Genomic DNA, 22,733 nt, shown 5'->3' on the forward strand with positions numbered 1-22,733 from the left:
GGCAATATCTCCATGATTAAAGCAGTGATTTCGCGGCTTCTACAATCGCTTCGGCGGTGAGTCCGTACTCTTGTTGTAAGAAATCCTGCGTTCCTACCTGCCCATAACGATCTTTGACGCCAACACGGCGCATCGGCACCGGGCAGTTTTCCACCAGCACTTCCGCCACCGCTGATCCCAGTCCATTATGGATGCTGTGGTTTTCACACGTGACGATACGCCGCGTTTTTTCCGCGTAGTTTTTCACCAACATGCGATCGATAGGCTTTAAGGTGAACATATCAATGACTGCGGCGCTCACGCCTTCCTGCTCCAGTTGGCGCGCCGCCTCCAGCGCCTCCGCCACCATAATGCCGTTGGCGATAAGCGTAATATCATCGCCCTCGCGCAGTACGTTGCCCTTGCCAATGGTAAAGGTAGAGCCTGGCGCATAGATACTCCGCGCCTGCTTACGGATGGTACGTAGCCAGTAAAAACCGTCCAGGTCCATTAGCTGGCGTAAAATATCCGCGAACATCACCGCATCCGTCACCTCCAGTACTACGGAGTGCGCCAGCCCGCGAACAATCCCCATATCTTCAAAAGACATATGGGTGCCGCCGTTATGGCACGCTGTCACTCCGGCATCGGAGGCGATCACTTTGACGTTGTTACGCTGATAATCCAGCGCCATAAAAAGCTGATCAAAACAGCGGCGGCTGGCAAAAGCGGTAAAAGTATGCACAAACGGTTTACGACCGGTCAGCGCCAGCCCCGCCGCAGTGCCAATCACATTCGCCTCCATAATACCGCAGTTAATGACATGCTGCGGGTAGTCACGCGCCACGCTGTCCATCGCCATTGAGCTCATTAAATCAGCCTCAAGCGCAATAATTGGGCTTCCGGCCTCAATCTGCCCGGCGACAAAACCGGCGTAAACTTTGCGCATTTCGATATCGTCTTTAAGCCCTGCGGGCGCAAGCTTAATCATGCATGACCTCCAGTTGATGAATGGCCTCATTGAGCGTCTGCTTCATGCCATCCGTCAGGCGTAAGTGGTGAGAATTCGTTAACTGCTCCAGGCATGGCACCCCCTGCCCTTTAATGCTGTCAAGGATCACAACCCGTGGCTGGGCATCGGCGGGCGGCACAGGCTGAACCACCGCCAGTAGTCCGGCGATATCATCGCCTTTGACTGTGACGACATCGAAACCAAACGCGCGGAATTTCCCTTCCAGATCGAATGGATTGATAATCTCCTCCAGCTCGCCGTCAAGCTGCTGTTTGTTCCAGTCAATGAAAACGGTCAGATTATTCAGGCGATGGTGGGCAATAAACTGAAACGCCTCCCAGCACTGCCCTTCATTGAGCTCCCCATCACCGACAATGCAAAATACCCGGTTGGGTCGCCGCGCCAGTTTATGCGACAAAGCCATTCCGCCCGCAATAGAGATGCCCTGTCCCAGTGAGCCGGTCGTGGCGTCCACGCCGCGCGTTTTTAGCCGATCCGGATGGCTGGGAAGACGGGTGCCGTTCTGGTTAAGCGTATTCAGCTCTTCGCGCGGGAAATAGCCTTTAATCGCCAGGGTACTGTACAACGCGGGGCCCGCATGGCCTTTCGACAGCACGAAGTAATCGCGCTCCGGCCAGTCCGGGTCGGCAGGGTCGATTTTCATCACCGCGCCGTACAGAACCGCCAGAGTCTCCACTACCGACATGCTGCCGCCATAGTGACCAAAGCCAAGATGGTTTAAGGATTTGAGCGTGGCGACGCGAATGTCGCGCGCCAGTTGGGTGATTTCGGTTACGTTCATTCTTTCGCTCCGCTATTTTCCTGCACTTCGGCATTCGCTTTTTTGTTTTTGGCCAACACGTTGTACGCCACCAGTAGCGCGAATAGCGCCACCACCAGCCCCGTGATAGCCATCGGCGACAGATAACGCGCCAGGTTGCCCAGCAAAATACCGATTACGCCAAAGTCAGCATCCGAGAACGTGGTATTGGCGAAGCCGATCGCGCCGAGAACCGGCAGTAACAGCACTGGCAGGAAAGTGATTAATAGACCATTAGCAAATGCGCCGATCATCGCCCCGCGGCGACCGCCGGTGGCATTGCCAAAGACGCCTGCGGTCGCGCCGGTAAAGAAGTGCGGCACAACGCCTGGCAGGATTAACACAAGCTTCATCTGTCCAAGCAGGAACAGCCCCACCAGCCCGCCGAGAAAACTGAACAGGAAGCCAATCAGTACCGCGTTAGGGGCATAGGGATACACCACCGGGCAGTCCAGCGCCGGACGCGCGTTTGGCACCAGTTTTTCTGAAAATCCGGTAAAGGCCGGAACAATTTCCGCCAGAATCAGACGGACGCCTTGCAGAATGATGAATACGCCGGCGGCGAAGGTGATTGCCATGATGATGGCGTACACCAGATAGTTTTGCCCGCCGCTAAACGTCGCTTCGACATACTCACGCCCTGCGCTGACTGCCATGATCAGATAGATAATCATCATGGTCAGCGAAATCGAGATAGAACTGTCGCGTAAAAAACTGAGGTTTTTCGGCAGGTTCATCTCTTCCGTGGAGCGGGAGCCTTTACCACACAGGCTGCCAATCCAGCCGGAAAGCACATATCCCAGGGTACCGAAGTGACCAAACGCAATGTCATCGGTACCGGTAATCCGCCTCATATAACGTTGGGCCAACGCCGGGAAGAAGGCCATCACCAGCCCCAGGATCAGCGATCCGGTGAAGACCAGCCCTACGCCCTCAAACCCCGCCACGGTCAGGATTACGCCAATCATACAGGCCATGTAAAAGGTGTGATGCCCGGTCAAAAAGATATATTTAAGACGCGTAAAGCGCGCCACGACAATATTGGCCACCATACCAAATGCCATAATTAACGCCGTGGACGCGCCATATTTCTCCAGCGCGATTGAAACTATCGCTTCATTATTAGGAATAATGCCCTGAATATTAAAAGCGTGTTCAAACATACCCCCTAGCGGATTTAATGAACCCACCAGTACGGTTGCGCCGCCGCCAAGCACAATAAAACCTAAAATGGTTTTAATCGTGCCTTTTACCACATCGGAAAATGCTTTTTTCTGCGCCACCAGACCAATCAGCGCAATTAATCCTACAAGCACCGAGGGCACTTTTAAAATATCAACAACAAAATTCAGCGTTTCAAGGATAAACATATCCACCTCGCCAGCAATAATTATTGTTTAGCGAACCATGCGCGCAGCTGCGTTTCCAGTTCGTTGATGTCGATGATGTTATTGATCACCACCAGTTGGCTTTCCGGTACGCTAGCGCTGGCCGCAATATCTTTGGCCATTACAAAAAGATCGGCGGCCCCGGGCGTGGCCGATGAGAGATCGGAGTGTTCCACTTCAGCGTCAATATTGAGTTTCTTTAATACTTTTTTAATGTTCATTTCTACCATAAAACTACTACCCAGGCCGGAACCGCAAATTGCCATGATTTTCATTATTGTCACCTTTTAAAAGTAGAGTTGGTCTGCATCACGCACGGGCGCAATGTTATTTACCGCAAGAAAATGGAATAAAATCAGAAACGGTCAATAATCGTTTTAATGTCCTCCAGGTTTTTTGCCTGATGTAATTTTTCCATATCTACATCACTGGAAAATAATTCCGCCAGCGCCGATATCATTTCGATATGACTGTGCTGATCAGGCGCCGCCAGCATAATAATGATGTCAACCGGATCGAATTCGTCTGCGCCAAATGAAACGCCGCGCTGTAGTTTCAGTAACGATAAACCTAACCCTTTCGCCCCCTCTTCCGGCCTCGCATGCGGCATCGCTAACCCTGGCGCTAATACATAATACGGCCCAAGCTTTTGGTGCTGCTGAACAATCGCCGTAATGTATTCCGGTGCGATAACACCTGCGTCCAGCAGGGGTTTGCCGCAAATTTCCAGCGCCTGCGGCCACGTTTCCACGCTCTCCTGTAGCGTGATGGTTGCGTCAGATAACCAGGTTCCCAGCATGTTATTCGCCCCCACGGTGTATGAAATTATGAACAAACTTTATTCAAGCCATTCGATATTAGCTGCGATCGTTATCACAAAGATAGCGCTACCAGCGACTATTACTCAGAATTGTGATAGCGCTATCAAATTAAAATCATGGTGTGAAATCACAGCAAAAAAGCGGATTTAAGGCGTATACTGCCAATTATGCGAAGCAAAGAACGACAATAAAAAAGCATCTCAACATGTTGTAATGACGCAGGAATTTGTATGTCGATACCCCGTAAACGGCGCAGTACCGGTAAAGTGACTATCGCCGATGTAGCCCAACTTGCTGGTGTAGGCACGATGACCGTATCACGAGCCTTACGCACGCCGGAACAGGTCTCTGATAAACTCCGGGAAAAAATCGAAGCGGCAGTGCATGAGCTGGGCTATATGCCTAATCTCGCCGCCAGCGCGCTGGCGTCTGCCTCCTCGCACACCATCGCGATGGTCGTACCGAACCTTGCGGAAGCGGGGTGTTCTGAAATGTTCGCCGGGCTGCAACAAATTTTACAGCCCGCAGGCTACCAGATTATGCTGGCGGAATCGCAGCATCGCGTGGAACAAGAGGAGAAGCTGCTCGAAACGCTGCTGGCCTCCAACATTGCCGCGGCGATTCTGCTTAGCGTCGAACATAGCACTACCGTGCGCCAGTGGCTGAAAAATGCCTCTATCCCGGTGATGGAGATGGGCGCGATTCGCAGCGATCCTATTGATATGAATATCGGTATTGATAACGTTGCGGCAATGTATGAGCTGACGGAAATGCTGATTCAGCGCGGTTATCAGAATATCGGGCTACTATGCGCCAATCAGGAGCAGTGGATTTTTCAGCAACATCTGCACGGCTGGTACAAAGCGATGCTTCGCCACCATATGTCGCCAAACCGGGTGATTAATGCCGCCTTGCCGCCCAATTTTTCTACCGGCGCGTCGCAACTGCCGGAGTTTTTACTGGCGTGGCCGGAGCTGGACGCGCTGGTATGCGTATCGGATGAGCTGGCCTGCGGCGCGTTATACGAGTGCCAACGACGGCGGATCAAAGTTCCGGACGATTTAGCAGTGGTCGGGTTTGGCGATAGCGATGTCAGCCGGGTCTGCCAGCCGCCGTTAACCACAATGGCCGTACCGCACCGTAAGATTGGCAGTGAAGCCGGACGGGCGCTGTTGGAAAGGTTAAATCAGGGAAACTGGAGCGATCGAAAATCCATCGCCTCCAGTTTATGTATGCGGGAAAGCTGCTAAAACGCTTATTCCGTCTCTTCCGGTTTCTCCTGGAGCGCGGCTTCGTTTTTGGCGTTGCGGGTCATCCACAGCGCCAGCGCTTTGAGCGAGTCCGGCGTAAACTCATCACAGCGCGCGGTGATCTCCTCCGGAGTCAGCCAACACACTTCGCTGACTTCATCTTCCTGAAGCGCGAAAGGCCCGTGGGAAACGCAGCTAAACAGAGCGCCCCAAACCCGGCAATGTGGGTCTTCAAAGTAAAACAGACCGTGTTCGGCAAACGGCACGCCTGCAATACCCAACTCTTCTTCCGCTTCGCGGCGGGCAGATTCCAGTAGCTGCTCATCAGCCTGGACCACGCCGCCTGCGGTAGCATCTAACATACCGGGCAAAAAATCTTTTGTTTCGGTACGACGCTGCACCAGAATTTTACCCATACCATCATGAACGACGATATACGTCGCACGATGCCGTAAGCGTTGCGCACGCATCTGTTCCCGGCTGGACTGTGCAATGACTTCATTGTCTTCATTCACAATATCCACCCATTCCGTACTTGCCAAACGACGCTGTTCCACCATCAGGAAACCTTCTTATTTCTGGCGCTCTTACGGCGCATTTACGTTTGTGAGGTAAATTACGAGTTAATTGCAACCTGCGCAATGATACTTTGATCATTGAGTGCGATTACGCTCAACACATTATTATCCAGAATACCGTAGCTTGCCGCATACCCGCCTTTCGGGATGCTCACTGACCCAGGATTAAAGTGATACAGTCCTTCCTGCTGTTGCGCCACCGGCAGATGCGTATGACCATAGACCAACACATCGCCAGTATGCAGAGCGGGCAGATTCGTCGGCCCGAAGAGGTGCCCATGCGTTAAAAATAGCCGCCTCTCTTGCGTCAATATTTGCTGCCACGGCGCTGTTATCGGGAAATGCAGCAGCATCTGATCCACTTCGCTATCGCAGTTGCCGCGCACGGCAATGATTTGCGTCGCCACCGCGTTCAGGCGTTCGGCGACCTGGGCGGGCGCATAGCCTTCAGGCAGCGCATTGCGCGGCCCGTGGTTAAGGACATCGCCTAATATCACCAGCCAACGCGCGCCGCTTTGCGCGAACCGCTCAAGCACGCGTTCCGTGGCGGGTAAAGAACCATGAATGTCCGATGCGAACATCAGTTTCATCGCTCACTCCTCGTTGTGAAAAACGGCGTTATGATACTGGAATATGAATAGATTTTCAGCCTGAACGCTTCGAGGAAAGCGCAATAAAACGCTGTACGGAAGCACGCTGCCACTGGAATGTCGCATACGCCGCCAGCGACGCCGGCACGTCATCGCCATGCAGCGCCAGACGATTGATCATCAATGCCAGATCGGTATCGGCAATGCACCATTCACCAAATAAATTTTGCGTCCCCTGCCCCAATAGCGCTTCAGCCGTCGCAAACAGTTTTGCCGCGCTGGCTTTTCCAGCCTCGCTTAGCGGCGCTTTTTTCGCCCCGGCAAACACCACGTCGGTAGGCCGTTCTTCGCGAAGCGGCAGTAAATCGCTGCGTAGCCACGCCTGAATCTGTCGCGCGCGGGCGCGTTTTTGTAAATCGTGCGGGTAGATACGCTCCCACTGCGGCGGCGCGAAACGCTCCTCCAGGTATTCCGCAATAGCGGACGACTCGCTCAGCTCAAAATTGTCGGCCTCAAGCACCGGTACGCGCTGCGTCAGCGCATATCCCCGCCAGCCAGGTTGCAGATGTTCTCCCTGGTCCAGATCGCGGGTTTTCAGAGTAAAGGAAAGCCCTTTTTCTTGTAATGCCACCCAGGCGGACAAGACGTAGGGAGAGAAAAAGTTCGCATCCGACCACAGCACAATAACAGGCTTACTCATAATGTCCTCTTGAGGGCGTATTAGGTTTCTTCCCAAAATATAGCGTCTTTCGCCTGCTGTCACCTGATGAAAACTCACACACATCAGGAGGCTTTCTATACTTAATTCAGCCCAGACTCTTTACGCACATGCAGGAGCCAAAATGATTGACCTTTACTACGCCCCCACGCCCAACGGGCATAAAATAACGCTGTTTCTGGAAGAGGCGGAGCTGGCGTATCGTTTGCTAAAAGTAGATATCAGCAAGGGCAATCAGTTTCGCCCTGATTTTTTGGCTATCTCTCCCAATAATAAAATTCCTGCCATCGTCGATCACGCCCCGGCAGACGGCGGTCAACCGCTTAGTCTTTTTGAATCCGGCGAAATTCTTCTCTACCTGGCGGAAAAAAGCGGCAAACTGCTTAGCGGGGAGCTGCGTGAACGCCATACCACGCTGCAATGGCTGTTCTGGCAGGTCGGCGGGTTAGGGCCGATGCTGGGCCAGAATCACCACTTTAACCACTTTGCGCCGCAGGCCATCCCCTATGCGATTGAACGCTATCAGGTTGAAACGCAACGCTTATACAACGTCCTGAATAAACGCCTGGAAACCTCCCCGTGGCTGGGCGGCGACCACTACAGTATTGCGGATATCGCCAGTTGGCCGTGGGTTAACGCACATCAGCGTCAGCGAATCGATCTTGATACCTACCCGGCGGTGTATAACTGGTTTGAACGCATTCGCACGCGTCCTGCGACAGCGCGCGCACTGTTACAAGCGCAACTGCACTGTAACAGTACGAAAGCGTAACGCGGTAGCATACATCATGTATGATGTAGAGGTGTATACACGGAAAAAACCTGCGTCCGGCACCCTTATTCGTATTAAAAACCTGACATTAGGGAAGAGGAAATCCTCCCTACTCTGGAGGTCATATGCAGATTCTGATTACCGGCGGTACGGGCCTGATAGGGCGTCATCTCATTCCCCGGCTGCTAACACTGGGGCATCAGGTGACGGTCGTTACGCGCAATCCCGATAACGCGCGTCAGATTCTCGATTCCAGAGTGACATTATGGAAAGGGCTGGCGGAACGTGAGCACCTCAATGAGATTGATGCCATCATCAATCTGGCGGGCGAACCGATTGCCGACAAGCGCTGGACGTCGCAACAAAAAGAACGGTTGTGCCAAAGCCGCTGGGCTATCACGCAAAAGTTGGTGGATTTAATTCATGCCAGCGCAACGCCGCCCTCGGTGTTGATATCCGGCTCCGCCACGGGCTATTACGGCGATCTGGGCGACGCTGTCGTCACTGAAGATGAGCCGCCGCACAACGAATTTACGCATAAACTTTGCGCCCGCTGGGAACAGATTGCCTGTCGTGCGCAGAGCGACCAGACCCGCGTCTGCCTGCTGCGTACCGGCGTTGTCCTGGCGCCGCAAGGCGGGATTCTGGGGAAAATGGTTCCGCCGTTTCGCCTCGGGCTCGGCGGTCCGGTGGGTAATGGTCGACAATATCTGGCCTGGATTCACATCGACGATATGGTCAACGGCATCCTGTGGCTGCTGGATAACGATCTTCGCGGTCCCTTCAATATGGTCTCGCCGTATCCCGTCCATAATGAGCATTTTGCTCATGCGCTGGGTCGCGCGCTGCGCCGTCCGGCGATTATTCGCATTCCGGCGACGGCAATTCGCTTATTGATGGGAGAGTCGTCAGTGCTGGTGCTGGGCGGACAGCGGGCGCTGCCAAAACGGCTTGAAGCCGCCGGATTCGCATTTCGCTGGTATGATTTAGAAGAGGCGCTGGCGGATGTGATTCGCTAGTTCCCAAAGCGCCGTATCCTGCCCGGTAAGCGATGCGCCGCCGGGCTTCTTTTATTTCAGCGAGCCTTTCAGGAATTGCTGTAAACGCGGGCTTTGCGGATTGCCGAACACCTGCTCCGGATCACCCTCTTCTTCAATTTTCCCCTGATGCAGAAAAATAACGTGCGAAGAGACATGGCGAGCGAAGCCCATTTCATGCGTGACCACCACCATCGTTTTGCCTTCTTCCGCCAGTTGTTGCATGATGCGCAACACTTCGCCGACCAGTTCAGGATCGAGTGCCGATGTGGGTTCATCGAACAGTAAAACGTCAGGCTCCATCGCCAGCGCACGCGCAATAGAAACGCGCTGCTGTTGGCCGCCGGAGAGATGGACGGGATATTTGCCCTGAGCGCGCTCATCAATCCCCACCTTCGCCAGATATTTCAACGCCCGCTCGCGCGCGTCGTGCTTGCTTAATCCCAGTACCTGAATCGGCGCTTCCATCACATTTTCCAGCACCGTCATGTGGCTCCAGAGGTTGAAGTGCTGAAACACCATCGTCAGGCGGGTACGCAACAAGCGTAGCTGATTTTTATCCGCCACTTTGAGCTGCCCGTCTTTATCGCGGACCAGATTAATGTTCTGACCGTTCACGATAATCGCGCCTTCGCTCGGTTTTTCGAGGAAGTTAATACAGCGCAAAAAAGTACTTTTACCGGAGCCGGACGAGCCGATAATGCTAATCACATCTCCGGAGCGGGCCTGCAGCGATACCCCTTTCAGCACTTCATGACCGCCGTAGCGTTTGTGCAAATCGATAACGTGTAATTTATTTTCTGACATCATGTTACTCGAATTATTTAGAGGACACGTGCTGCAACCAGCGTCTTTCCGCCCGACGGAACAGGCTTATCAGGACATACGAAATGAGTAAATACAACACGGCGGCAATGCCAAACGCGGTAAACGGCTGGTAAGTCGCTGAGTTAATATCGCGGGCGATTTTCAACAAATCCGGCACCGTCGCGGTAAACGCCAGCGCCGTAGAGTGCAGCATTAAAATCACTTCGTTGCTGTAGGCAGGCAAGGCGATGCGTAATGCCGACGGCAAAATAATGCAGCGATACATTTTAAATGACGAGAAGCCATAGGCCCGTGCCGCTTCAATTTCACCGTGCGGCACCGAGCGAATCGCCCCGGCGAAAATTTCCGTGGTGTACGCGCAGGTATTCAGCGTCAGCGCCAGTACGGTACAGTTCAGTCCGCTGCGGAAAAACGCGTTAAGAAGATCGGTGCCTTTGACTATCTCCAGCGTATACATTCCCGAATAGAACACCAGTAGCTGTACGTACAGCGGCGTGCCGCGAAAAATATACGTAAACAGCCAGATGGGAAAACGGATGAATTTATTACTGGAAACGCGGCCTACCGCCAGAATCACCGCCAGAAGACCGCCCATCACCACCGATGAAATTAACAGCCACAGCGTAATCGCCACGCCGGTAAAACGATAGCCATCCGTCCACAGCAGGGATTTCCAGTACTCCTGAATGATCTCAATCACAAATCGGCCCTCTTCACGCCCACGGAATAGCGACGCTCAAGTAAGAGCAGCACACCATTGGAAACGGTGGTAAATACCAGGTAGATGAGTCCACAGACCACGGCAAAATAGAAAGGCTCCCAGGTGCTTTTGCCGGCAAGCTGCGTGGCTTTGACGACATCTTCCAGGCCCAGCAGCGACACCAGCGCCGTCGCTTTGAGTATCACCTGCCAGTTATTGCCGATCCCCGGCAGGGCGTAACGCATCATCGCCGGGAACATAATCCGCCGGAAGGTTTGCCCGTGGGTAAAACCAAAGGCCGTCGCCGCCTCGATATGGCCTTTCGGCACCGCCATAAACGCGCCGCGAAAGGTTTCGGTAAAATAGGCGCCGTAGATGAAACCAAGGGTGATAATACCGGCCACCATCGGATCAATATCTATCTGGTCGATACCCAGCGAATCGGTCACCACGTTAAGCGCGATTTGCAATCCGTAAAATATCAGCAGCATTAAGACCAGATCCGGCACCCCGCGAATCAGGGTGGTGTATCCTTCAAAAATAAGCCCCGTTACCCGGTTTTGCGAAAGCTTCGCCCCCGCGCCGACAAGACCGATAAGCACGGCCAGCACCACGGAACTGAGCGCCAGTTCCAGCGTGACGATCGCGCCCTGTAAAATTACGCCTGAAAACCCGTACAACATGCAGCCTGTCCTGTTGTGTGTGGTGAAGTAAGAAGCCTCTTTTGCATTTTTGCCTCACATCACGCCGGATGGCGGCTGTGCCTTTCCCGACCTACGATGCTCCGTAGGCCTGACATGCACAGCGCCATCAGGCAATGCAGACAGTCAACATTCTTTGGGCTTTATCTGCACCGACGGTGATTAACCGCCATAAACATCAAAATCAAAGTACTTTTTCGCCAGCTTTTCGTAAGTACCGTCAGCACGCATTTCAGCAAAGGCTTTGTTCAGCGCTTCGCGCAGCTCGTTATCCTCTTTGCGCAGCCCCATACCGGTTCCTACGCCGAATAACTTCTCATCTTTCACCGCCGGGCCGCCGAATTTATAGTCTTTTCCGACGGGCTGTTTAAGGAAACCTTCGCTGGCCGCGACCTCGTCCTGGAACGCTGCATCAATACGGCCAGCCGTCAGATCGGAATAAATGTTGTCCTGCCCCTGGTAAGAGACGATCTCAATCCCTTTCGGCGCCCAGTGCTCATTGCCGAAGGTCTCCTGCGTTGTCCCCTGTAGCACGCCGACGCGCTTGCCTTTCAGCGACGCGACGGTCGGCTGAATATCAGAGTTCTTCGCCACCACCAGACGGGAATCAGCGGCGTAAAGCTTGTCGGTAAACTCGATTTCCTGCTGGCGCTTTTCAGTGATGGACAGCGAGGACATGATGGCATCAATTTTCTTCGCTTTTAAAGACGGAATCAGCGCATCCAGCGGGTTTTCCACGAACGTACACTGTGTGTTGATACGTTTGCACAGCTCTTTGGCCAGATCGATATCAAAGCCGACCAATTCACCTTGTGCATTTTTGGATTCAAACGGTGCGTAAGTTGGATCGGTACCGATACGAATCTTTTGTGGAATAGCGGCAAATGCTGCGGTAGCGCTGGAAAATGCCAGCACCAGAGAAAGGGATAACGCCAGTTTTTTCATAACTATCCTCAACAGACTGTCTTTCCAGGAGATCTTTACAGATCCGATGCGACTATCGTGCCATTAATCAGGCCGACAAGGCAAAGCATTCTACCTTGTCAGCCGGTTTATTTTGCATAAAAATCGATTAAGTATGCATTTATGTGCCTGTTCCGCAACGGCTTATGCACCAAAAAGGTGCAAAACATCTATTTTGCACCGTGATAGTTCCCCATCGCGGCGCGTTATCCCCTTCCCTCAATCGCCGTAGACATTAAAATCGAAGTACTTTTTGGCCATTTTGTCGTAAGTTCCGTCCTGGCGCAGTTCGGTCAGCGCTTTATCAAACGCGGCTTTTAGCTCGGTATCGTCTTTGCGCAGCCCAACCCCCGTCCCGTCGCCAAAATATTTTTTATCCTTCACGGAAGGACCGGCAAACGCATACTCTTTGCCCGCTGGCTGCTTCAGGAATCCTTCGCTGGCGGCGACTTCATCCTGCAATGCGGCATCCAGACGACCGGCGGTTAAATCGGAATAGATAAGATCCTGGTTGGCATAAGCCACCACATCCACACCTTTAGTGCGCCAGTTATCATTGGCGTAAGCCTCTTGCGTGGACCCTTGCAGCACGCCGACATGCTTGCCTTTCAGCGATTCCAGCGTCGGCTGAATGGGAGACCCTTTTGCCGCAATCAGGCGTGAATCCGCCGCGTAAAGTTTGTCGGAAAACGCAATTTCTTGCTGGCGTTTATCGGTGATAGAGAGCGATGAAATAATGGCATCAATTTTTTTCGCTTTTAGTGAGGGAATAAGCGCATCAAAGTCGCTGGCGACCCAGGTACATTTCACCTGCATACGCTTACACATTTCATTACCGAGATCGATATCAAAGCCAATAAAGTCGCCTTTGGCATCTTTCGATGAGAAAGGCGCGTAGGTGGTATCTGTTCCAATACGAACCGTTTGCGGAAGCGCGGCGTAACTGGCCGCCGTCGCGCCCAGACCTATCAGCAAAGACAAAGCGAGAACGGTCTTCTTCATACATACCCCTCAAGTAGCGTTATTTTCTTATGTTTTACGTGGTGTTGTGTGTTTGCAGACTTTTTCATGCAGGTCTTATGCCATTTTCACGTCAGCAAAACGATTCGACGTTAAATTTGTTAATAAAACGTTGCAATATTGTCCTGATGTTGAAGATAGCAGGTATGACGGTTGAACCGCAGCGTTTCGGCGGCTTTTAACGAATTAAATGTTGAGGATATGATCGCGGTTACAAAATTGCCCTGAAACAGGGCAACAGGGACAATAATGCACGCTAAACAGACAACGCTATGCGCCCTGCCAGCGAACAAAAAGATCGTGCGGAAGGGGGATATCAAACTGATCCAAAACTCGGTTAACCGTTTGATTTATAACATCATCTAACGTCTGAGGAAGATGATAAAAAGCCGGAACCGGCGGCATAATCACCGCGCCTATCTCAGCGGCCTGGGTCATTAAACGCAAATGCCCGATATGCAGCGGCGTTTCGCGCACACACAGCACCAGAGGTCGCCGCTCTTTTAATATCACATCCGCCGCGCGGGTAAGCAGTCCGTCAGTATAACTGTGGACAATCCCAGACAGCGTTTTAATCGAACAGGGCAAGATAACCATTCCCGCCGTCGGGTAAGAGCCCGAGGAAATGCTGGCGGCAATGTCGCGCGCATCGTGCGTCACATCGGCCAGCGCCTGCACCTCGCGCAGCGAAAAATGGGTCTCCAGCGCCAGCGTTTGCCGGGCCGCCTGGCTCATCACCAGATGCGTTTCCACGCTATCGACATCGCGCAAAATTTGTAATAAGCGCACGCCATAAATCGCTCCGCTGGCGCCGCTAATTCCTACAATGAGTCGTTTCATGTTCTCTTACCGTTTACGAGCGCCGTTCATCCCACTGTGTTACGTAATCGGCTCAAAGTGGGTCTGAAGAGATACCATGACAAAAGAATCCCTATCATAAAAGCCAGCTCAACCAACATTATCACTACCCCTTGCTCACTAAACCAGGTGCCGACCATAATGGCAAAATTGGTGATAATGACAAATCGGGCCGTCCAGGGGAAAAGCGGCGATCGATAGCGTAGCAAATCGCTGGCGTACGTTCCATTACGCACCGATTGTCGGAAGCGATACTGGCACCATCCGATGGTTATCCATGCCAGGCAACCCACCTGCCCGGTACTGGCGATCAGATATAAATAAAATTGCTGTGCGGGAATATAGCGGGTCAGCAACGACACCAACGCCAGCAAGGCCGTGATTAAAATAGCATACACCGGCACGCCGCCGCCGTTCGTTTTACCAAAGCAGGCTGGCGCAAAGCGATCGCCCGCCATAGACCACAGCATACGCGAACTGGCGTAAATGGCCGAGTTAGCGGCAGAAACCGCGGCGGAAAAGATCACCAGCGTCATCAGCGTATCCGCCCCCGGAATGCCCGCGTGGGAGAATACCCATACAAAGGGACTTTGTCCATTTGGCGTCAGTTCATGCGGATAGACCAGCGCCAGCACCGCAATCGCCAGGCCGTAAAACAAAATGATTCTGAGACCGATCCCCAGGATCACTTTCGGTAAAATAATGTGCGGCGATTCGGTCTCCCCTGCCGCATTTCCTACCAGTTCCACCCCCTGGAAGGAGTAAATCACGATCGTCATACAGACCACAATTTGCTCCCAACCGTGGGGAAACCACATTCCGTCTATTTTTAACGTCGGGTGCCAGTCACTATGGCCCATTAGCGAGTAGATCATGACCCCGCCCGCGCAGATAAACAGCACGATCGCGAAGACCTTAATGGCCGAAAGCCAGTATTCGCATTCGCCAAAACTTTTTGCGGAGGTGAGATTGATAGCCGTCAGGATGAGCAGAATCGCCAGGCAGAACATATATACCGGAACCGCGGGGAAAAACTGGTGAGCAATAAACCCTGCGGCAGTGAGGTCGGCTGCCAGGGAAAAGACCCAGCTAAACCAGTAAAGCCAGCCAATGGTATAGCTCCAGCAAGGTGACGGCATAAACATCAGCGCGTAATGTTGAAATGAACCGGAGTGAGGAAAGGCGCATGATAATTCGCCAAGACACATCATCGTCGCCAGCATAATGGTTCCGGCAAACAGATAGGCCAGTAAGGTTCCCGCCGGCCCGACGCTGCTTAACGGCTCGGCAATGCCGATAAATAAGCCGGTGCCAATCGTGCCGCCCAGCGACATCATCAGCAGATGCCGTTTCTTCAGGTTACGCCGCAGACCGCCTTCAGGCTCTGCTGGCGGTGATTGTTGCAGGGTATCCATCGTTACTCCCTGTCTTTCGTGAGGTCAAAGATGCCGCCGCGACATAGCCGCGGCGGTTATGCGTTAACGCGTAAACCTCCAGGCGACGCCTTTGGTCTGGCAGGCCATTAACAGGCCCGTATAATCCAGCTCAAAGCGAACCACATCGCCTACTTTTAGCGACTGACGACAATCTTCAATATCCACCAGCGTATGATCGCTGGTTTGCCCTAAGATAGTGATCGCGTCGTCGCATGGCACACAGTTATCCGACGGCACATCCTGACGACCAAACGCCAGCAATGCGCGTCGGCGTATGCCACGATCGACAAAGGTTTTACTTTGCAAAAAGGCATCGACGCCCAGCTCCCCGACCGGGACGGTCGGTTTACTGTTCAGTTCGATGATTTCCGCTTCCAGGATATACATATCGGAACAGGCTTTATCGACCGGTTTTGCGGAGTGGTGAAATTCATTCAGGTATTTCATGTCCACATATTCAATGCCGAATTCATGCAGTCCGCCGATGCGCAGATGATTCAGCCCCTGCGGCCAGATACCTTTATCCAGCAGGTGATAGCTGGTGCAATTTCCCGCAGAAAGCCGCCGGACAGGAATACCGCTGTCGGCTTCCAGCCGGGCGGCCAGCGCCAGAAAATCCTCGCCATTTTTTACCGTTGGCAACACGGTGCCGTAACAATTAAAGTTGGTGCCCAGTCCATATAATTCCAGACCGGGCAGACCAGTAATCAGAGTCACGGTCTCAAGAATGCGTTGATATTCACCAAACCAGATACCCTCGCGTAAATCGCCCATATCCACCATCAGTAATACCTGATGCGTTTTCCCCTGGCGTTGGGCTTCCTGCGATAATGCCCGTAATACCACCGGCTCGCTATTTAAACTAATATCCGCGTAGCGCACCACATCTTCGATTTCACTCAGACACGGGCTGCGTAACAGGCAGGTCGTACATCCTGTCTCGCGTATTTTTTTCAAATTATAGGTTCGTGATTCAGCAATAACGGTAATTCCACCGTTGAATACCGCCTGCGCGGTTTCCACGCAGCCGTCAAAAACTTTATTGACAGCCATCACGTCAATACCGCTGCTTGCCAGCAGAGCTTTTTCCGTGCGGGCGTTTTCTTCCAGCTTGCGTAGATTTATTTCCAGAACTGGCATATACATTTTATTTTCCTCCCGCCATGCTTAAACGGGCATTACGTTTCTGCGCCCGATGGTAAATGTACTCCGCGACGACAACCGCCAGCACGGCTCCGCCAATAATCTTCCCGGCGTACTGGAAATATCCGCCCATATCAATTTGAGAAGGCGGAATAAATAACAGCGCAACGGCAAAGGCGATAGAAAGAAAACCCAGCGCGGGTAAAATAGCCGGTAAAACCTTGCCCGGAATTTTAAAACTTCTTGGCGTATCCGGCTGAGTCTTACGTAAACGCCAGAACGCCGGGAACATCACCAGATAAGGAATAAAATAGGTGATGGTCGTTAGCGCCGTTAACATCCAGTAAGCCGCCGCAACGCTTGGCGAAATAAAAGTCGAAAAACACAGGACCGTGACAATAATCGCCTGTACAGTCAAGGCAAAGGCGGGCGTTTTCCACACCGGATGTAATTTGCCGATTCGGTCCCCCAGCAGATTATCTTCACGCGAGGCTTCCTGGAGCATATAAATCGGCCCCACCAGCCAGGAGTTAATCTGCCCGAGAGCGCCAAAAAACATACAGATGGCCATAACAGGAATTAACCACGGCATATGCAGCGTGTCCGCAGCAGCATGCATAGCCTGCATGACGCCTGCCACGATGTCGGTTTTCCCGGCGGGTAAAAGCGTGTTTAGCGCCCAGGTGCCGACCATATAGATCCCAACGATAACGGCGGCGGAGACGGCCATCGCTCGCGGAAAATCACGCTGTGGATTACGGGTACGCCCGGCAATCATCGGGGCGACCTCCAGTCCGGCAAACGCAAACATCATGCTGGATAAGAAAACGATCGTATCCCAGTGTCCGAGATCCGGAATCCAGTTTTTCGCTGTAGTGTAGTCCGTCTGCATCTGGTGTCCGGTACATAGCCATACCACCGCCAGCAAAATGAGGATAGCGGAGGGAATAAATACGCCGCACCAGGCGCTGATGCTATTAATAATTTTTGTCCATTCCATCCCGCGGATATTCATCAGCGTTAATAGCCAGAAAATTACCGCGGAACCAATACCGATAAATGCTTTATTTTCCGCCAGGCCGCCGCCGATCATATAGCCCAACGCGGTAAAGCCGAATTGCAGCATTAATGGGAAAAACAGTACGCAGGAAAAGAGAAAACAAACCACGACAATCCATGCAATACGTTTACCAAATGCCTCTTTAATCCAGACAAATATCCCGCCATCTTTCGGCCAGCCGGTTGACAGCTCGCCGCATACCATCGCTAAAGGAAAAAACAAGCAGAATGCGGCTATCACCCATAACAACATGGCCGATGCCCCGTAAGGCGCCACGTTAGGGATTTGCCGCAAACTCAGAATAGCGATGACATTCATAAAGACAATGTCTTTGATGCCAAGTAAGCCAGAATTCGTGTTACTCATGGCCATCTCCTGTTATGCATTCAGGCATCACTGCCCTCTTCTTATCATCTGACGACGGGCTTCAGCATGAAACTGAAGCCCAAAACAGTATTAATAAATGTCGTACTTGACCATATCTTCGTAACTGTCTTCCCGACGAATCAGACGCGTTTCACCATTTTTATCGATCATCACCACGCCCGTGCGCGGACGGTTGTTATAAACGGTTTGACTTTCAATGGTGTATGCCCCGGCATCAAGAAATGCGACAATATCGCCAACATGAGTCTCCTTCGGCAGTAAAAACTCTTCGCCTTTCACTCCCATGTGGAAATAATCCCCGCCATCACACAGCGGCCCGGCTAATTTTATCCAGGCGTCGTGCGCTGCCGTCATGCGAGAGGCGTTATAGACATAAAAGAACCAGTCAAAATGCTGGCTGTCAGAGAGTACGCTGTAACCAGCGTCGACAAATTTCCATTCAACGTGGCATTCCACATTGCCGTTAAGATCGTAATTTGTTTTACGTTTTTCGCAGGAGACTTCCGTCAGTAAAACCGCCGCCGACCCGGTCACTTTACGTCCCGGTTCAATACATATTTCCACATCGGTACGCCATTTATGCACTTCGCGAATGACCGCATCGGCAAAATCCTGGGCGGTAATACCGGCATACATATTATCTTTTAACGGGTCGCCATTCTCGTCGTCATATTTATAGGGAACCGGAATTCCGCCGCCCACGTTGATCAAATCAAATTTAATACCGAGCACCTCTTCCAGGCGACGGGATTCATCCACCAGCACTTTAGTCGCTTTTGCGAAAGGCTCTGACTCCGGCACCTGATCGCCCACATGCATATGCAAGCCGCGCAAATGCACATAAGGCATCGCCAGAATGCGGCGGCAGGTTTCTTCCGCCTGTTCCAGGTCGAGACCCGACTTCGCATGGAAAGCGGTAACCAGTTCCGCATGCGTCGCCGAGGGAACATTCGGCTCTACGCGGACGCAAACATTGGCGACTTTCTTCAGCCTGCGAGAGATGGCATCAATATGTTCCAGCTCATAGAGGCTATCAACATTAATAAGATACAGATCGTTAGCGATGGCATATTCCAGATCGGCAGGCTTTTTCACCACGCCGTTGAAGACGATCTGATCGCCGCGAAAGCCTATCTCCAGACACTTGCGAACCTCATATTGTGAGTTTGCCTCCGCGCAAATTCCGGCGTCACGAATGGCTTTCAACACCCCCATGACCGAGCAGGTTTTTGACGCAAAGAAGGTTTTGGTATTTTTATGCGCCGCAAATGCCTGCTGGATTTCATGAATGTTACGAATAATCTCCGGCTCAGAAAACACATAGAACGGCGTGGGGTACTGGCGCGCCAGAGCGTCCAGATCGACCCCTTCAAAACACAAATGACCGTCTTTGTGCTGGAAACGGCGATCGCCGTTGATTACCTGCTCACGTAGCTGGTTGTAATTCTGCATAATCGAGTCAGTCATAACGCCCTCTGCTTAATGTTTATGGTAAAAATCCGCATTCTTTACAGGGATAAAGCAAAAGGTATGCCACTATTTTTTATCAAAATAATCAATTAGTTATAAAAATAAGTTTTTCCTCATTTTCGTCATTGAGTTTGCTATTCATCACAACGACGAAAATTCGTCACTTTTATAATGACAACATGAACAATAGATATGAGGAATGCGTGTATGGCATCCACCAATCAGGAACTGGCCTCGGCGCTCAGGATGTTTTCCCGCTTTTTCGATTTGATTCATCAGCCGTTGGCCGTCATTAATGAGCGTGGTGAATACGTTTACTACAATCAGGAAAGCGCGGATCTGGACGGCTACAGTATTGAACGGGCAATGGGAAAACATATGCTGGATGTCTATCCGGGCATGAAAGAGACCCAAAGTACGATGCTTTCATCGTTAAAAAAAGGCGTGGAATACATTGGCCATTATCAAATTTATTACAATGCGCGAGGCCAGGCCGTTGACTATCAACACACCACCGCGCCGCTCTATGCAAGCGATGGCGGCATGGTCGGCGTTATCGAAATCGGCAGGAATATGTCCGGCGTCAGGCGGCTCCAGGAGCAGGTGGTAGAACTGAACCAACTGCTGTATGCCGATCACCATGAGAAGCACCATGCCATTATTACCGAAAACCCGGAAATGCTCAGTAATATTGCCAAAGCCAAACGGCTGGCCGCCAGTAATATTCCGGTGACGATTGTCGGGGAGACGGGTACGGGTAAGGAGCTATTTTCCCGCCTGATCCATCAATGCAGCAAGCGGGCGAATAAACCATTTATCGCCCTGAACTGCGGCGCTCTACCGCCTACGCTTATCGAAAGTACGCTTTTCGGCACCGTGCGCGGCGCCTATACCGGCGCGGAAAATAGCCAGGGCTATCTGGAGCTGGCAAACGGGGGAACGCTCTTTCTTGATGAGCTGAACGCCATGCCGATAGAGATGCAAAGTAAGCTGCTGCGATTCTTGCAGGATAAAACCTTCTGGCGGCTCGGCGGACAACAGCAACTCCACTCTGATGTCAGGATCGTTGCCGCCATGAACGAAGCGCCCGTCAAATTAATTCAACAAGAACGCCTGCGAGCAGATCTTTTTTATCGGTTGAGCGTCGGAATGTTGACGTTACCGCCGCTGCGCGCCCGCCCGGAAGATATTCCCTTACTGGCGAATTATTTTATTGATAAATACCGTAATGACGTGCCGCAGGACATTCACGGATTAAGCGAGACGGCGCGTGCTGATCTGCTCAATCACGCCTGGCCGGGTAATGTCAGGATGCTGGAAAACGCGATTGTACGCAGCATGATCATGCAGGAAAAAGACGGACTGCTCAAACACATCATTTTTGAACAGGACGAGTTAAATTTAGGCGTACCGGAAACCGCGCCGGAAAATCCCCTTCCCTCGTCACCCGATCCGCAGTATGAAGGATCGCTGGAGGTACGGGTTGCCAACTACGAAAGGCATTTAATAGAAACCGCGCTGGATACGCATCAGGGGAATATTGCCGCCGCGGCCCGCAGCCTTAACGTATCGCGCACCACGTTACAGTACAAAGTACAAAAATACGCTATTCGCTTCGGCGTGGTGCGTAATTGACATCGGCCAGCGGCATTGCGCCGCTGGCAAAGCCATTAGCCTTCGTTATGCATTTCCAGGTTTTCCATTTCGTTCTGGAACAGCACCGCTTTGGCGTCGTCATTACGTAATGAATCCAGGAAGTCGAGGTATTGCTGGTCGACGTCTTTGGTGACATATACCCCGTTAAATACCGAACACTCAAACTGCTGGATATCCGGGTTTTCCGCGCGTACGGCTTCGATCAGATCGTTCAGGTCCTGGAAGATAAGCCCGTCTGCGCCGATGATCTGACGAATCTCATCCACCTCGCGACCATGCGCGATCAGCTCATTGGCGGTCGGCATATCAATGCCATAGACGTTAGGGAAACGAATTTCCGGCGCGGCGGACGCCAGATAAACCTTCTTCGCGCCGGCTTCCCGGGCCATCTCGATGATCTGCTCTGATGTGGTGCCACGCACGATGGAATCATCCACCAGCAGGACGTTCTTATCGCGGAATTCCGCGCGATTAGCATTGAGCTTACGGCGCACGGATTTACGGCGTAGCTGTTGGCCCGGCATGATAAAGGTACGTCCCACGTAACGATTTTTGACAAATCCCTGGCGGTACGGCTTGCCGAGAATACGGGCAATTTCCAGTGCGATATCGCAGGAGGTTTCCGGGATAGGGATCACGACGTCGATGTCCAGATCTTCCCATTCACGAGCGATTTTTTCGCCAAGTTTGGTGCCCATATTCACACGAGCGCTGTAGACGGAGATCTTGTCGATAAAGGAGTCCGGGCGAGCAAAATAAACGTACTCAAACAGACAGGGGTTACTGACCGGGTTATCCGCGCACTGGCGCGTGAACAGTTGCCCCTTTTCGGTAATATAGATAGCTTCGCCCGGCGCGACATCGCGCAGGAATTCAAAGCCCAGCGTATCCAGCGCCACGCTTTCAGAAGCGACCATATACTCCGTACGACCATCGCCAACGTCACGCTTGCCCAGCACTAATGGGCGAATGCCGTGCGGATCGCGAAAAGCCACCATACCGTGACCGATAATCATCGCCACGCAGGCATAGGCGCCGCGGATTTGACGGTTAGTCGCGGCAATCGCGGCAAAAATATTGTCGGCTTCCAGCGGATAGTGACGGAAGTTGTCGAGCTCGCTGGCGAAAATATTGAGCAGGATTTCGGAATCGGAGGTGGTGTTGATATGACGGCGCTTTTCTTCAAACAGCTTTTTACGTAGCTCGTGCGCGTTAGTCAGGTTGCCATTATGGGCCAACGTGATGCCATACGGCGAGTTAACGTAAAAAGGTTGCGCTTCCGAAGCGCTGGAGCTGCCTGCGGTAGGGTAGCGCACATGGCCGATCCCCATGTTGCCCTGCAAACGCTGCATGTGGCGAGCTTCAAAAATATCGTTCACCAGTCCGTTTGCCTTACGCAAGCGGAAGCAGTTATTCGCATCAATGGTGATGATACCGGCAGCATCCTGACCACGATGCTGGAGCACTGTTAACGCGTCATAAATCGACTGGTTGACCGGCATAACACCGGCGATACCGACAATACCGCACATACGTCATTTTCCTC

At 52.3% G+C, this 22,733-nt stretch carries 23 protein-coding genes; 4 read left to right on the plus strand and 19 right to left on the minus strand.

Annotation, left to right across the window (positions count from 1 at the left end; translation table 11 throughout):
* Positions 1-16: 16 nt before the first annotated feature.
* From ACLJRH_RS19750 to ACLJRH_RS19770, 5 genes are all read right to left on the minus strand, one after another.
* Complete coding sequence (locus tag ACLJRH_RS19750; RefSeq protein ID WP_023136748.1) at positions 17-970, minus strand: transketolase family protein; 954 nt, start codon at positions 968-970, stop codon at positions 17-19.
* The gene (locus ACLJRH_RS19755) at positions 963-1,793 is read right to left on the minus strand and encodes a transketolase (RefSeq protein WP_001103265.1); all 831 of its coding nucleotides are present in this window, start codon (positions 1,791-1,793) and stop codon (positions 963-965) included. Before ACLJRH_RS19755 ends, ACLJRH_RS19750 begins: the two co-directional genes overlap by 8 nt.
* Positions 1,790-3,181: a PTS ascorbate transporter subunit IIC gene (locus tag ACLJRH_RS19760; protein WP_001518515.1), complete on the minus strand. Its 1,392-nt coding sequence runs from the start codon at positions 3,179-3,181 to the stop codon at positions 1,790-1,792. The genes ACLJRH_RS19755 and ACLJRH_RS19760 overlap by 4 nt, the downstream gene beginning before the upstream one ends.
* A gap of 20 nt (positions 3,182-3,201) precedes the next feature.
* Positions 3,202-3,474: a PTS sugar transporter subunit IIB gene (locus ACLJRH_RS19765; RefSeq protein ID WP_000699818.1), complete on the minus strand. Its 273-nt coding sequence runs from the start codon at positions 3,472-3,474 to the stop codon at positions 3,202-3,204.
* Positions 3,475-3,554: 80 nt separating this feature from the next.
* Entirely contained in the window at positions 3,555-3,998 is a 444-nt protein-coding gene (locus tag ACLJRH_RS19770; protein ID WP_023136747.1) for a PTS sugar transporter subunit IIA, read from the minus strand.
* A 252-nt stretch (positions 3,999-4,250) separates the two neighbouring features.
* On the opposite strand from ACLJRH_RS19770, the gene ACLJRH_RS19775 reads away from it, so the two are divergent.
* Complete coding sequence (locus tag ACLJRH_RS19775; RefSeq protein WP_000026949.1) at positions 4,251-5,270, plus strand: LacI family DNA-binding transcriptional regulator; 1,020 nt, start codon at positions 4,251-4,253, stop codon at positions 5,268-5,270.
* A 5-nt stretch (positions 5,271-5,275) separates the two neighbouring features.
* Here the strand turns inward: ACLJRH_RS19775 and yfcD are convergent, their stop codons facing one another.
* Genes yfcD through yfcF form a run of 3 tightly spaced genes read right to left on the minus strand, consistent with a single transcriptional unit; the run spans position 5,276 to position 7,138 of the window.
* A complete protein-coding gene (gene yfcD / locus ACLJRH_RS19780) occupies positions 5,276-5,830 on the minus strand; it encodes an NUDIX hydrolase YfcD (RefSeq protein ID WP_000230214.1) in 555 nt (184 codons plus the stop codon).
* 56 nt (positions 5,831-5,886) lie between these two features.
* Positions 5,887-6,438, minus strand: a complete 552-nt coding sequence (yfcE, locus tag ACLJRH_RS19785) for a phosphodiesterase (protein ID WP_023136746.1) — start codon at positions 6,436-6,438, stop codon at positions 5,887-5,889.
* Positions 6,439-6,493: 55 nt separating this feature from the next.
* Positions 6,494-7,138 (minus strand): glutathione transferase, encoded by a 645-nt coding sequence (yfcF, locus tag ACLJRH_RS19790; protein WP_000043010.1) that lies wholly within the window; start codon positions 7,136-7,138, stop codon positions 6,494-6,496.
* Positions 7,139-7,280: 142 nt separating this feature from the next.
* Between yfcF and yfcG the strand changes: the two genes are divergently transcribed.
* Together yfcG and ACLJRH_RS19800 are read left to right on the plus strand one after the other, a co-directional pair.
* On the plus strand, positions 7,281-7,928 hold the full coding sequence (yfcG, locus tag ACLJRH_RS19795) for a GSH-dependent disulfide bond oxidoreductase (protein ID WP_000566563.1): 648 nt from the start codon (positions 7,281-7,283) through the stop codon (positions 7,926-7,928).
* A 125-nt stretch (positions 7,929-8,053) separates the two neighbouring features.
* On the plus strand, positions 8,054-8,947 hold the full coding sequence (locus ACLJRH_RS19800; protein WP_001166272.1) for a TIGR01777 family oxidoreductase: 894 nt from the start codon (positions 8,054-8,056) through the stop codon (positions 8,945-8,947).
* A 51-nt stretch (positions 8,948-8,998) separates the two neighbouring features.
* Here ACLJRH_RS19800 and hisP read toward each other — a convergent pair whose 3' ends face one another.
* The 10 genes from hisP to ACLJRH_RS19850 form a co-directional block, all read right to left on the minus strand.
* Positions 8,999-9,772, minus strand: a complete 774-nt coding sequence (gene hisP / locus ACLJRH_RS19805; protein WP_023136745.1) for a histidine ABC transporter ATP-binding protein HisP — start codon at positions 9,770-9,772, stop codon at positions 8,999-9,001.
* A 13-nt stretch (positions 9,773-9,785) separates the two neighbouring features.
* On the minus strand, positions 9,786-10,493 hold the full coding sequence (hisM, locus tag ACLJRH_RS19810; RefSeq protein ID WP_000569771.1) for a histidine ABC transporter permease HisM: 708 nt from the start codon (positions 10,491-10,493) through the stop codon (positions 9,786-9,788).
* The gene (locus ACLJRH_RS19815) at positions 10,490-11,176 is read right to left on the minus strand and encodes a histidine ABC transporter permease HisQ (protein WP_000965498.1); all 687 of its coding nucleotides are present in this window, start codon (positions 11,174-11,176) and stop codon (positions 10,490-10,492) included. The genes hisM and ACLJRH_RS19815 overlap by 4 nt, the downstream gene beginning before the upstream one ends.
* Positions 11,177-11,356: 180 nt before the next feature.
* Positions 11,357-12,139, minus strand: a complete 783-nt coding sequence (gene hisJ, locus ACLJRH_RS19820) for a histidine ABC transporter substrate-binding protein HisJ (RefSeq protein ID WP_023223172.1) — start codon at positions 12,137-12,139, stop codon at positions 11,357-11,359.
* Positions 12,140-12,376: 237 nt separating this feature from the next.
* Positions 12,377-13,159, minus strand: a complete 783-nt coding sequence (argT, locus tag ACLJRH_RS19825; protein ID WP_000754418.1) for a lysine/arginine/ornithine ABC transporter substrate-binding protein ArgT — start codon at positions 13,157-13,159, stop codon at positions 12,377-12,379.
* A gap of 288 nt (positions 13,160-13,447) precedes the next feature.
* Complete coding sequence (locus ACLJRH_RS19830; protein WP_000825682.1) at positions 13,448-14,017, minus strand: UbiX family flavin prenyltransferase; 570 nt, start codon at positions 14,015-14,017, stop codon at positions 13,448-13,450.
* 26 nt (positions 14,018-14,043) lie between these two features.
* Positions 14,044-15,450, minus strand: coding sequence for an amino acid permease (locus tag ACLJRH_RS19835; RefSeq protein ID WP_000380353.1), 1,407 nt, complete (start codon positions 15,448-15,450; stop codon positions 14,044-14,046).
* Positions 15,451-15,513: 63 nt separating this feature from the next.
* Positions 15,514-16,617, minus strand: coding sequence for an alanine/ornithine racemase family PLP-dependent enzyme (locus ACLJRH_RS19840; protein WP_000281907.1), 1,104 nt, complete (start codon positions 16,615-16,617; stop codon positions 15,514-15,516).
* Position 16,618: 1 nt separating this feature from the next.
* The gene (locus tag ACLJRH_RS19845) at positions 16,619-18,040 is read right to left on the minus strand and encodes an APC family permease (protein WP_000072512.1); all 1,422 of its coding nucleotides are present in this window, start codon (positions 18,038-18,040) and stop codon (positions 16,619-16,621) included.
* A gap of 90 nt (positions 18,041-18,130) precedes the next feature.
* Positions 18,131-19,528 (minus strand): diaminopimelate decarboxylase family protein, encoded by a 1,398-nt coding sequence (locus ACLJRH_RS19850; RefSeq protein WP_000132314.1) that lies wholly within the window; start codon positions 19,526-19,528, stop codon positions 18,131-18,133.
* A 210-nt stretch (positions 19,529-19,738) separates the two neighbouring features.
* Between ACLJRH_RS19850 and ACLJRH_RS19855 the strand changes: the two genes are divergently transcribed.
* Positions 19,739-21,166 (plus strand): sigma-54 interaction domain-containing protein, encoded by a 1,428-nt coding sequence (locus tag ACLJRH_RS19855; protein WP_000168925.1) that lies wholly within the window; start codon positions 19,739-19,741, stop codon positions 21,164-21,166.
* 35 nt (positions 21,167-21,201) lie between these two features.
* Here ACLJRH_RS19855 and purF read toward each other — a convergent pair whose 3' ends face one another.
* On the minus strand, positions 21,202-22,719 hold the full coding sequence (purF, locus tag ACLJRH_RS19860; RefSeq protein ID WP_000334205.1) for an amidophosphoribosyltransferase: 1,518 nt from the start codon (positions 22,717-22,719) through the stop codon (positions 21,202-21,204).
* Positions 22,720-22,733 lie beyond the last annotated feature (14 nt).

Source organism: Salmonella sp. SAL04162 (assembly GCF_046551535.1).
In the GTDB taxonomy this organism is placed as follows: Bacteria; Pseudomonadota; Gammaproteobacteria; order Enterobacterales; family Enterobacteriaceae; genus Salmonella; species Salmonella enterica.